9 protein-coding genes are annotated in these 11236 nt (G+C 62.4%); 3 read left to right on the top strand and 6 right to left on the bottom strand.

Annotated features, from left to right (window positions below; translation table 11 throughout):
* Window position 1: 1 nt before the first annotated feature.
* The 3 genes from BV071_RS33980 to BV071_RS30225 all read right to left on the bottom strand — a co-directional run bounded on the left by BV071_RS33980 (window position 2) and on the right by BV071_RS30225 (window position 4416).
* Window positions 2–2764 carry a DUF1592 domain-containing protein gene (locus tag BV071_RS33980; protein WP_081886332.1) on the bottom strand — a complete coding sequence of 921 codons (2763 nt, stop codon included), beginning with the start codon at window positions 2762–2764 and terminating at the stop codon, window positions 2–4.
* Window positions 2764–4047: a DUF1552 domain-containing protein gene (locus BV071_RS30230; RefSeq protein ID WP_035615512.1), complete on the bottom strand. Its 1284-nt coding sequence runs from the start codon at window positions 4045–4047 to the stop codon at window positions 2764–2766. Before BV071_RS30230 ends, BV071_RS33980 begins: the two co-directional genes overlap by 1 nt.
* Window positions 4048–4155: 108 nt before the next feature.
* Window positions 4156–4416, bottom strand: a complete 261-nt coding sequence (locus tag BV071_RS30225; protein WP_265595085.1) for a hypothetical protein — start codon at window positions 4414–4416, stop codon at window positions 4156–4158.
* 146 nt (window positions 4417–4562) lie between these two features.
* Between BV071_RS30225 and BV071_RS30220 the strand changes: the two genes are divergently transcribed.
* The 3 genes from BV071_RS30220 (at window position 4563) to BV071_RS33975 (ending at window position 7542) form a co-directional block, all read left to right on the top strand.
* Window positions 4563–5012 (top strand): DUF6756 family protein, encoded by a 450-nt coding sequence (locus BV071_RS30220; RefSeq protein ID WP_035615508.1) that lies wholly within the window; start codon window positions 4563–4565, stop codon window positions 5010–5012.
* Window positions 5013–5294: 282 nt separating this feature from the next.
* The gene (locus tag BV071_RS30215) at window positions 5295–6026 is read left to right on the top strand and encodes a sigma factor (RefSeq protein WP_075091046.1); all 732 of its coding nucleotides are present in this window, start codon (window positions 5295–5297) and stop codon (window positions 6024–6026) included.
* Window positions 6027–6072: 46 nt separating this feature from the next.
* Window positions 6073–7542: a serine/threonine-protein kinase gene (locus BV071_RS33975; protein WP_081886331.1), complete on the top strand. Its 1470-nt coding sequence runs from the start codon at window positions 6073–6075 to the stop codon at window positions 7540–7542.
* A gap of 113 nt (window positions 7543–7655) precedes the next feature.
* Here the strand turns inward: BV071_RS33975 and BV071_RS30205 are convergent, their stop codons facing one another.
* Genes BV071_RS30205 through BV071_RS30195 form a run of 3 tightly spaced genes read right to left on the bottom strand, consistent with a single transcriptional unit; the run spans window position 7656 to window position 11212 of the window.
* Entirely contained in the window at window positions 7656–8810 is a 1155-nt protein-coding gene (locus tag BV071_RS30205) for a Gfo/Idh/MocA family oxidoreductase (protein WP_035615506.1), read from the bottom strand.
* 46 nt (window positions 8811–8856) lie between these two features.
* Complete coding sequence (locus BV071_RS30200; RefSeq protein WP_035615504.1) at window positions 8857–10167, bottom strand: hypothetical protein; 1311 nt, start codon at window positions 10165–10167, stop codon at window positions 8857–8859.
* 43 nt (window positions 10168–10210) lie between these two features.
* Window positions 10211–11212 carry a TIM barrel protein gene (locus tag BV071_RS30195; RefSeq protein WP_035615501.1) on the bottom strand — a complete coding sequence of 334 codons (1002 nt, stop codon included), beginning with the start codon at window positions 11210–11212 and terminating at the stop codon, window positions 10211–10213.
* Window positions 11213–11236 lie beyond the last annotated feature (24 nt).

Below are 11236 nucleotides of genomic sequence, written 5' to 3'. Positions count from 1 at the left end.
ACTACCTCTGCCGCAGATTCCGAAAGGGATAGCTGGTCGCCACGCCCTCGACGATCGCGCCAAAACGGTAGTTCTCCTTCGCCGCGGCGGCTTGGATCTCTTGCACGGCGGGCATGTCGTAGATCTCCAGCTTGCGACCGAGGGAGTAGCTGAGCAGGTGCTCAATGAACCCGCGCACGAACTCATCCGGCTTCTCCATCAGCGCTGCCTTGAATTCGGCAGGCCCGTCGAAGGCCCGCCCATTCCATTCGGCATGGGCATCCACCGGCTGCTCGCCATCACGCGTGCGATAGGTCCCGATCGGGTCAAAGGCCTCCAGCGCGAAGCCCGGCGGATCGATGCGCACGTGGCAGGAAAAGCAGGCCGGCTCATTGCGGTGCAGCTCGAACTTCTGCCGCACACTCTGCGCCGTGGAGGATTCCCGCTCAGCATCCTTGAGGACGAATGCAATCTTCGGCTCCTGCGGCGGGCGGTTGAAGATCGCCTCTAACAACCAAGCACCGCGCTTCACCGGACTGGTGCGAAAAGGCAGCGAGGTCACCGTCAGCGGCCCGGCCATGGTGATATAGCCGCCGCGACTGCGGTCAGCCAGCGGCACCCGTATGTAGGAGCTATTCGTCCGTAGATCCTTGAGCTCATCCTTGCTCGAGGGCGGCAATTTCGCAAGTTGGGCCGCACCCACGGCCTCCAGCCCATAGAGCTTCGCAAGCTGGCGGTTCAGCCAAGTGTAGTCCGCATCCACAAAATCGAGCACACTGCGGTCTTCCACCATCACGGTATCGAAGAGCAACAAGGCCTCCACCAGCATCGGCCCGTGCAGGGTGCGCTTGCCCTGCTGGCCATAGTAGAAGCCGCGGAAAAGTTCGGGAACCGGCTTGGCGGTATAGAGCTGGTCCAGCCGCAACCACTGCACCGCGAAGGACTCCGCCAACTCACGCACACGCGGGCTGCGCATCATCCGCTCGACCTCCCGCTTCAAGCCCGCCGGGTCGCGCAGCTTTCCCCCAGCCGCATTCCGCAGCAGTGCGTCGTCCGGCGGCGCCGACCACAGAAAATAAGCCAAGCGGTTCGCCAGCTCATGGTCCGCCAAAGGCCGCACCGCCGCCTTGCCCTCCGCCACTTCGGCAAGATACAGAAACTCCGGCGACGCCAGCGCCGCGGCCAAGGTCTCACGCATCGCCGCCGGGAATGAGCCACTCGCTTTGAGCGCATCTGCAAAGAGATCACAGTAGCGCTCCAAGGTGCGCGCCTCCACCGGATGCCGGAACGCCCGCGGCAGGAAACCAGCCAAACGCTCGCGGGCGATCTCACGCTGCTGCTTGAGTGGAATCTTCAGTGCCGCGGGTGCCGCAGGCTGGCCCGCCGGAATCTCACAGATGAACCCGAGGTCATCTAACAGCACATGGTTGCCGCTGAACTTCGAGCCATCGATCTCCAGCTCCGTGATGTGCTCGTTCTCCGGCGCACGGAAGGCATAGAAGGTATTGCCCATCCCCCCTCCCTCCGGGATCTCCGCGCTCAGCGTGTGCGCTCCACCGCCACTGAACTTCACGGTCATCGCCACCGCGCCGTGTTCCTTCTCGCGACTGAGCGCACATAGCGCGAGATCCTTCACCGCCTCACCGGGCAGGCCACCTTCAATGCCGAGAGTGAAGTGCAACTTCTTCGCGCCCTTCTCGTGATTGGTGAAGAGCGACTCGCCCGAGGTCTCCTCCGCGGTCGAGAATCCCGCCACCCAGAGATCATCGCGCGGCGTCAGCACCAGCGCCTTGCGGTCATCGTGACCGAAGCTCACGCGTACTGGCGTTCCACCCTTGATCGTGAGATCGCGGGCCGTGGCATCCCAGACGCCACCCGCGCCCTCTTGTGCAGCCGCATCCACATTGAAACGGAACTGATAGGTCACGGTGACGGGTCCGCCATCCTTCGCCTGCAGTGGCAGGTCGAGGTTGGGTGCGAAGGCTCTCACCGCGTGGAATACATCCGCAGCGCCTTCGCCATCTTCTTCCTCCGCCACCGCCTCGGCCTTCAACACCGCCGCCGGGTCCGAGATCAAGCTGCGGAAGATCGCACTCTGCTGCGGCAGCTTGTCGCTCCACACGATCGCCTTCGCCAACGAGACATATTTCTCTAACAGCAGGGGCGAGAAGTTCATGCCCTCCCCCCGGTTCGAGAAGCCATGCTCTGCGCGATTCTCCCCCGGCAATCCGGCATCCGGCAGCAGCACCGCATACTTCATCCCATACTCACGCACCGGCACCGCCACCATTTCCGGCATCCGGGCGGCATCCGGCTGGAAGTAATCGCTTACCACCGGCAAGCGCTCAGGGAAAACGAAGACGTCGAGCTTCAGCCCGAAGAGATCGCGCACCGTGTTGTTATATTCCAAGCGCGTCAGCCGCCGCAGCACAGCACGACCGGGATCGCGCGCACCCAGCGCAGGATCGGGCCGCGCGGCCACGGACTCGATCCACCCCATCAGCTTCTCCCGCTCCGCCGTGCTCGGTTGTGAGTCGCGCTTCGGCGGCGGCATCTGGTGCGTTTCCACCTTGTCAAACACCGCCTGCCAGGCCGGGCGATCCGCCATCACCGCGGCCTCCGTACCGAAGCGCTCCAGATTGACTCCACCCTTCGGATGCTTCTCATCGCCATGGCAATCGAAGCAGTGATCCTCCAGCAGTGGCAGGATCTCGTGCGCAAAGTCCGGCGCGGCCTGCAACGGCAACGCGGCAGCGCAACATAAGAGAGCTGTCAGACGCTGCATCACGCCAGGATCTTGTTGATCTTACCCGTGCTGTCCGCGAAGCGCTCACGCTTCACCCCGGCGGCCTGTGCCAGCGTCAGCCACAGATTCGCAAGTGGCACCTCACCCGCGAAATGATGATGCGACCCCGGCTGCAGCACCCCACCGGCACGGCCCGCGACCAGCACCTCCAGGTCCGAATACTTGTGAGTATCGCCATCGCTCAGACCACTGCCCATCACCACGCAGCAGGAGTCGAGCAAGGTCCCCTCCCCTTCGCGGATCTCACGCAAACGCCCGACCACATAAGCATACAGCTCCACATGGAAGCGATCGATCTTGGTGATCGCCGCCTTTGCCTCCTCGCCCTTGGTATGAGTCAGCACATGGTGATTCTGCGGCTTGTCGAAGAGGCCATGAAACATCCGCGGCGAATCCCAGCGCTCGGGATCGACCACCAGAGAGGCTACCCTCGCCAGGTCATTCTGGAACGCCAGCACGATCAGGTCGCCCATCAGCCGCAAATAATCTCCACGCAGCTCGGGAATCCCCGCGGGCTCCGGGATCGGCGGCTGCTTCAGCCGCTTGGCAGCCTTCTCGGCCAGCTCGATGCGATGCTCGGTGGCATGCACGCTCTCGAGATATTCGCCGAGCTTTTCACGATCCTCGCGACCGAGCTTTGCCTGCAGCGCCTTCGCATCCTCCAGCACCGTATCCAGCACCCCGCGCGACGGCCGCCCACCGCTACCGAAGAGCCGCTGGAAGACCGCCCGCGGATTCTTCTCCACGCCTGCCGCATAGCCCGGCCCCGCCCAGGAGATGCACTCGTAGTAGCGCGTCTCCTTATTGTCGGTGAAATCATTGCAGCTCAGCTCCAGCGAGGGCAGCACCGTATCCCCGCCGATCGTCCGGGCGATGATCTGGTCCAGCGTGATGTTTGTGGGGAAACCGCCATCCAGTGTCTCGCTCGGCGGGGAACTCGTCAGCCAGCAGGCCCCGCACTGCGCATGCACTCCCGTGCCGCCGACAAACTGCCGGTCTAGGCCAGTGCATAGCGTCAACTCCTTCCGCAAGTCCGCGAGCGGCTCCAGCGCCGGAGTCAGCTCCCAGCCAGCACCCGTCACCTTCGGCACGAAGCTCTGCTGATTATACCCGTTCGGCGTGTAAATGAATGCGAAGCGCTGCGGCGGCTTGCCCGCGACGGTCGCCGCGCGGGCGCGTGGCGCCATCGCTTCTAACCACGGCAGGGCGAGGCTCGCGCCAAGGCCGCGGAGCAAGGTGCGACGATGCAGGGGATTCGGCATACGCGGAGACGCCACCACTTGAGCGCAAGACCGCCACGAACGCCACACCAAATGCTAGAAAAACAGCTTTAAATCGTCAGCCCCTTCCTGCCCGTCATTTCACCCCCTTTACGCGTCAAATGTGACCCAGCAATTGGAGTCGACGGTAAGCGGAATCCCCTGCCCCTTGCACCAGCTCGCCAGATCCTCCCGCACCTGCTCCCAGATCGGCTTGGCCCAATCGGGTGCCACAGCCTCCCACTTTTCCCGCTCCGGCAGGTAGGCGTGATTGGCCGATCCCATGCTGAACTCGATCACGAAGGATTTGCCGCCCACGCTACCAACTAGTTCTTCCTTCCACCGCGGTGAAAACTGTACGGGGCCGATCACGTTCATCGCATATTTTTTGAGCACAGCGCCCGCCTGCTTGCACGGGAAATCCGCCCCCTCCCCGGACTGCCTATCTTCCAAAAGCGAAAGTGAAGATAACTTGATTAAATCTATGGAGCGGATAGAAGCCCGAATCTCCTCCCACTGTGAAGAACCTCCGCGATAATATTACCCAAGTATTGAAGGAGCATCCTGCGATCGAGTTCCGCTTCTGCCGCGTCGGCCAATACGAAGCGGTCCTCGACTCCATTGCTGAGCGCTTCCTCAGCCGGGGACGCTACGACCTCAGCCGGATCTGGCTCTGGGAGGCCTTCGATCAGATCACCGAGTCCTACGTCCCCGCCGATGTCTTTGCTGAATGGCGGAAGCGTCTTCATCCCGAGGAAAGCTACTGGTTCCTCGCCAGCGACGAGGACGGGAAATACTGGGTCGCCGAAGGCACCGGCTCGGCCATCCCGGAGATCCTCCGCGAGACTCCTCCTTTCGAATACTACATCATCGACCGCAAGATGAGCTGGATCCTCTGCGAGAATCATCACGGCACGCTCTTCCTGGCGCAGCCCAGATTCCAAGGCTCCGCCGTGCCGATCGCTTGAGCTTGGGGCCGGGTCGAAGCAATGGCTGAACCCTCTCGTAGCGGAATGGCGGCGCCATTCCGGCTGCGCGAATCCGCCCCAATAACGCCATGCCTCCTCTCTCGCGATCCACTGCAGTCGCGCGCCACCGCCCTGAAACAACAGCGCACAGACGGGTAAGAAACACGGATGACCCTCAGCACCGTGAAAGAGCAACCCGTCTCCCAGCCAATCCGCCCGGCTCAGCTCCCTGCCCGCGAATCTAAGTTTCCATTTCCTCCGGGCATGGCGCTAACTCGGGCGATGCCTGAACCGCTCAAGCACCCGGCGAGAACTCTCGCCGGCTTTCCCCTGACCCGCTGGTCCTTGGTGGATCTCGCGGCGGCGCCGGATGGCGGAGAGGCTTTGGACCGCTTGTGCCGCAACTACTGGTATCCCCTGTATGCCTTTGCGCGGAGGAGCGGCCAGAAACAAGCCGATGCAGAAGATCTGACCCAAGGCTTCTTCGAGATGCTGCTATCGAAGAATTGGCTGGCCGATGCGGAACGCGAAAAAGGCCGGCTCCGGACCTTCCTCCTCACCGCGTTCCGCCGTTACATGGCCAATGAATGGCGGCGGGAACAGGCCCTCCGCCGGGGTGGCGATTGCGAGCGGGTGAGCCTGCACTCGCTCGATGGCGAGGAGCGTTACGCCAGCGCCAAGGAGGGCGTGCTCGCAGAGACCTTGTTCGACCGGCAGTGGGCGCTCACCTTGATGGAGCGCACGCTGGATGCACTGCGTCAGGAGTATTCGGACACGGGCAGGGGCGCACAGTTCGAGGTGCTCAAGGAGGCCTTGATGTTTGAGCAGGGGGCCGTGCATTATGGGTCGCTGGCGACCCGTCTGGACATCGGTGAAACAGCGGTGCGCGTAGCGGTCCACCGCTTGCGCAAGCGCTTCCGCGAGCAGTTCCGTGCGGAGGTAGCCGCGACCCTGGAGAATGACGGCGATCTGGAGAGCGAGCTCCAATATTTGGGAAATGTGCTCGCAGAATGAAGACACCGGAAACAGTCACGGCAGCGGCGGTTAAGACCTAGTTGGAATGAAACAACACTCGACCAATACCTGTCCGCAATGTGGCTCCACACTCTCCGCGGACGCTCCCGGCGGACTTTGCCCGCGCTGCGTGATGGCCATGAACCTGGCCGCTGAAACCGTAATGCCTGGCGAAGCCAGCGGTCCCGGCAGCCCACCGCTTTCACCGGAGGAAATGCAACGCCACTTCCCTCAGTTCGAGATCCTCGAGTGCCTGGGCCGCGGCGGCATGGGCGTCGTTTACAAGGCCCGGCAGAAGACACTCGAACGGCTGGTCGCCATCAAGGTCCTGGCCGGTGAATGGGAGGGCCGCCCCGATTTTGCCACGCGCTTCGCCCGCGAGGCCAAGACCCTGGCGCTACTGAGCCATCCGAATATCGTGACCGTCCACGACTTCGGCGAGACCGATGGCCTTTTCTATCTGGTGATGGAGTATGTCGACGGCGTGAACCTAAGGGAGCTGTTAGGCGATGGCCGGATGGAGCCTGAACAGGCCCTGGCCATCGTGCCGCCGGTCTGCGACGCGCTCGAATATGCCCATGCCAAAGGCATCGTCCACCGCGACATCAAGCCGGAGAATCTGCTGTTAGACCGGGATGGCCGCGTGAAAATTGCCGACTTCGGGATTGCCTCGCTGGTGGGTGCGGTCGGCGAGCGCTCGGGCACTCCGCCCTACATGGCACCGGAGCAGCAGCAACAAGGCCGCGTCGATCGCCGGGCTGACATCTACGCCCTCGGCGTGGTGCTCTACGAGATGCTGACCGGCGAACAACCCGGGAAGGAAGTCGTCGCGCCGTCGCGCAAGGTGCATATCGACGTCAGGTTGGACGAAGTCGTTTTGCGCGCACTGGAGAAGGATCCCGAGCTGCGCTTTCAGGCGGCCAGCGTGATGAGGACTCAGGTCGAGACCATCACCGGTGAAGCCGCCACCCCACCCCGCCACGACTTACCAGTTCCACCGGCCGCCCCTGATGCCCGCCTCTCCCGGACTGCCGTGGCCGGTGCGGCTTGGGCTTGCCTCTTCATCGCCGCCGTGATCCCTGCCTTCACCGTGAGTTTTGTGCCCACTACCGGAGCAGAACCCGTGGGCCCGGCATGGTGGCAGACCTTGCTTGCCTTCACGCTCTTGCCGCTCGGGATCGCAGCGCCCTTGGGCACCACCCTGCTTGGCTGGATCTCCGTCGCACAGATCCGTCGCTCGGCCGGCAAGCTCTATGGACTGGGCCTCGCCGTCTTCGACGGACTCCTGTTTCCGCTGCTGCTCCTGGATATCCTGATCGCCGTCCTCCTCCGCTACCTCGTGCCCTTCATTCTCTCACTGAAGGATGGCGGTCCATTCGATCCCATCCCGATGTCATCCTGGACTGCCACGAACTACCTGCAGTGGGCGCTGCCGACGCTCCTGATCGTTGGACTGCTCGACTGGTGGACCATCCGGAAGGTGTGGCGGTCCGTGACTCGTCCGGTGGTCGTGTAGCCGCAAGACTACAAAGAGGCTCCGGTATCGTAGTAGCACTAGGCGCCTACTGAAAACAAAACTGCCGGATTCCCCCCAAGGAGAATCCGGCAGTTGTAGATTGAAGGCGGCGCTCAAGCCTTCTTCACATCCACCCACTGCTTGGTCTTCGCGGACTCAAGCACGGCATCGCAGACGTACTGCGTGCCCAGCGCGTGGCGGAAGTCAGGGTAACGCTTCTCCTTCTGCGGCGCATCGAGATCCTTGAAGAACTCCGCGAGCTCGTGCGTGAAGGAGTGCTCGTAGCCGAGGCACAGACCGGGCACCCACCAGTTGCCCGAGTAAGGATGATCCCCGTCGGTGGTGTGGATGTTGGTCCAGCCGCGGCGATCGCCGGGAACGCCGTGATCGAAGTAGGACAGGTAGTTGAGATCGTGCAGATCCCAGGCCAAGGACTTCTTCTCACCGTTGATCTCGAAGGTGTAGAGGGCCTTGTGACCACGGGCGTAGCGGGTACTCTCGAAGATCGCGAGCGAGCCGTTTTCGAAGCGCGCAAGGAAGGCACAGGCGTCGTCGATGGTGACCGGGTGCTTCTCGCCGGTGGCGGTGTGCACGCGTTCCTTGATGAAGGTTTCGGTCATCGCGGAGACGGAGACGATGTCGCCGTTGAGCCAGCGGGCGGTATCAATGCAGTGAGCCAGAAGGTCACCGGTCACACCGGAACCCGCCGCCGCGGCATCAAGGCGCCAGAGTCCGGCACCGCCTTGCGGCAGCTCTTCGGAGATCGTCCAGTCCTGCAGGAAGTTCGCGCGGTAGTGGAAGACCCGGCCGAGCTCGCCGGCATCGACGATGTTCTTCGCCAGCGTGACGGCGGGCAAGAAGCGGTAGTTGTACCACACCAGGTTCGGCAGGCCGGAGGCTTCCACCGCCTTGACCATGGCCTCACCCTGCTCGCCGTTCAGCGCCAGCGGCTTCTCGCAGAGGATCATCTTGCCGTGCTTGATGCACTCGAGCGCGATCTCCGCATGGGAGTCGTTCGGGGTACAGATGTCCACGGCATCGATGTCCTCACGGGCGACCAGCTTGCGCCAGTCGGTCTCGTAGGAAGCATAGCCCCACTTCTCGGCAAAGGCCTTCACCTTGGCTTCATCGCGGCCGCAGACGGCCTGGCGGATCGGAACGTGAGTGGTGTCGAAGAAGTGGCTGAGCTGCGAGTAGGCATTCGAGTGGGTACGGCCCATGAAGCCGTAGCCGATGAGGCCGATGCGGATTTCCTTTTTCTGAGACATGTTGCTTGGGTGTGTCTGCTGGATTGATGTTTGATTCAAAACGACGTCATGCGGCGCCGGGTGTTTGGGAATGCGCGTGTTGCGGGAAGTCGAAGGTCAGCACGAGCGGTTCATCTCCCGTGTTCTCGATTTCCACACCATCGCGATCCAGCGCGGCCTGGGTGATGAATCCGATCTCGGGATAGATTTCGCCGAGTTTCATGTCCTGGTGATAGCGCACTTCGAGTTTTCCGACCCGGCCGCGTCCGCCGTTCGTGTGGAATAGCGCGGGGCTTTCCGGGCGGAAACTCGTCCTGGCTCCGGGTGCAAGGGTCAGTCGGAGAATGGAGCACTTCTGGTCGCCGAGGAAATCACCGTAAACAATCCACTGTGCATCCACTCCGTCGCCGGAGAACTCCTTGGCGGTAATCGCCGGACGCGAATTCTTCTGAACGAAGTCGGGATCCTGGTTCGCCTCGAAGTCGAACCTGTCCACCAGGTATTTCCAGTCTTGGTGGCGGTCTTTCGGATAGTCCTCTTCGCGGCAGGCGTAGAACGCATCGGCCGCTCCGATCCTTCCGTCAAGCGTCAGGTCCTCGGCCAGGAAATGCTCGTCCATCGTGACGTGAAGCTCGTGCGTGCAAAGGTCCGTCGGCGAGTGCAGCACGCCATTCGGCATCACGAAGCCGTCATCCAGTTTCATCATCGTGTGCGGCGACAAGTGCCGCACCCCGTTGTATTCGCCCTGACCCCAACGCTGCATGCAGGCAAGGAACTGGTCCTTGGTGACGAACGGATACAGCCCCATGGCCGTGGTGTGGTAGTGCGACGGACTGACTCCGGGGTTGTCGAAGGAATTGATGTCGTAAACCTCCCACTTCGACCAGTGAAGGTGATGGGGAATGGGGTTCAGGTTGTCGAACTTCTTGGACACGATCGGCCAGGTGACCCTGCCGAACAGGGATTGGGAAACCGCCACGAGCTTTTCTCCCATGACGGCTTCAGGATTGGTCTCGATCAGATCCTGAAGCGAGATGACTTGCCCGCCCGGAGTGAGAACGTGGGCTTCTCCTTCACGGAACGGCGCCTTCCCCGTGCGGGTATCGATGACGCCGGTTACAATGGGCACGGTGCAGCACATCCAGACTTCATCGAGGCCGGTTCCGCCCATGTAGTCCGGATAGTAGGATTTCTCATCCAGGCGAAGGCGTTTGCCCGGCGAGCAGAATGTCCGGCCGGCGTAGCGGTGCAGCAGCTGCAGCACCCCGTCGTTCTGATTGAGGCAGTCATCGAGAATCGAGTCCGATCCTCCGGCGATGACATCGTGATGAGGATACTCGTGCAGTTTTTCCGCAAGAATTGAAGTCGAAGCAGCCATGGTAGATGGATCCTGAAGAATGGTGAATGGAGTGGCCGCCGCTTCAGAGCGCCTCGTCGACTTCGATCATCTTGCCGAGGATGGTCTCCCAGGTGCGGGCGTCCTCGAGGATGTCGTTGGGGAACATGCAACCGTCCCAACAGATATGCTTCATGCCGCGCTCGGCAGCGCCTTGCAGCCAGAAGGTGGAGCACTTGACGATGTCCAGCTTGCCATTCGGGTCATCGGCACGGCAGTGGCGGCCGGTCTTGTCGTGGCTGCCGGTTCCGTGGACCGAGCCATCGTTCTGTGCAACGTGGAAGTCGATGGTCCACGGGCGCAGCGCATCGGTCAGCGTCTTGTAGGCAGGCCAGAACTCCTCGTCGGTGTAGCCTTCCTTGAGGAGGGCCGCCTCGGGAGCATTGTAGCCCATGAGGTAGAGGTAGGTGTGGGCGAGGTCAGCCTGGAAGCCGACGGTCTCCGGCATGCCGGTCGCTTCCAGCGTGTCGATCATCGCCTTCCACGAGTGCATGCCACCCCAGCAGATCTCACCTTCCGCAGCGAGGCGCTCGCCGTGTTGGGCAGCGACCTTGCCGGCTTCACGCCAAGTCTCGGCGATCTTCTTGGTATTGCCGGCCGGATCTTCCGCCCAATCGTGCACGCCACCGGCGGAGTCGATGCGGATCAGTCCATACTCACGCACGCCATGCGCTTTGAGGATGTCGGCGATGCGGCAGGCCTTCTCGACGGCGAGAACGAAGTTCTTGCGATCATCAGCCGAGCCGAAAGCCGGTCCGCCGACGGTGCCCGGCCAGACCGGGGCCACCAGCGAGCCGACCTTCAGGCCGTGCGCCGCGATCTGGTCGGCCATCGCCTTGATCGCGTCGTCGGAAGCGTCGGGGTCGGTGTGCGGGTGAAACAGGAACAGGTCCACACCGTCGTATTTGCGGCCATTGACGGAGGCGGCGGCAGTCATTTCGAGCATGCGCTCGAGCGAGATCGGCGGATGGTCGGTGCCGGGTTCCTTCCCGACCAGGCCGGGCCACATGGCATTGTGAAGTTTCATGATCTTGGGTTGTAGATGTTGGGT

The organism is Haloferula sp. BvORR071, assembly GCF_000739615.1.
Taxonomy (GTDB): Bacteria; Verrucomicrobiota; Verrucomicrobiia; order Verrucomicrobiales; family Akkermansiaceae; genus Haloferula.
This window is presented reverse-complemented; position numbering and strand designations above follow the sequence as displayed.

Bases quoted from the DNA above. Each gene is read 5' to 3' on its own strand.
- BV071_RS33980 (WP_081886332.1), bottom strand. From the start codon at position 2,764: ATGCAGCGTCTGACAGCTCTCTTATGTTGCGCTGCCGCGTTGCCGTTG.
- BV071_RS30230 (WP_035615512.1), bottom strand. From the start codon at position 4,047: ATGCCGAATCCCCTGCATCGTCGCACCTTGCTCCGCGGCCTTGGCGCG.
- BV071_RS30215 (WP_075091046.1), top strand. From the start codon at position 5,295: ATGCCTGAACCGCTCAAGCACCCGGCGAGAACTCTCGCCGGCTTTCCC.
- BV071_RS33975 (WP_081886331.1), top strand. From the start codon at position 6,073: ATGAAACAACACTCGACCAATACCTGTCCGCAATGTGGCTCCACACTC.
- BV071_RS30205 (WP_035615506.1), bottom strand. From the start codon at position 8,810: ATGTCTCAGAAAAAGGAAATCCGCATCGGCCTCATCGGCTACGGCTTC.
- BV071_RS30200 (WP_035615504.1), bottom strand. From the start codon at position 10,167: ATGGCTGCTTCGACTTCAATTCTTGCGGAAAAACTGCACGAGTATCCT.
- BV071_RS30195 (WP_035615501.1), bottom strand. From the start codon at position 11,212: ATGAAACTTCACAATGCCATGTGGCCCGGCCTGGTCGGGAAGGAACCC.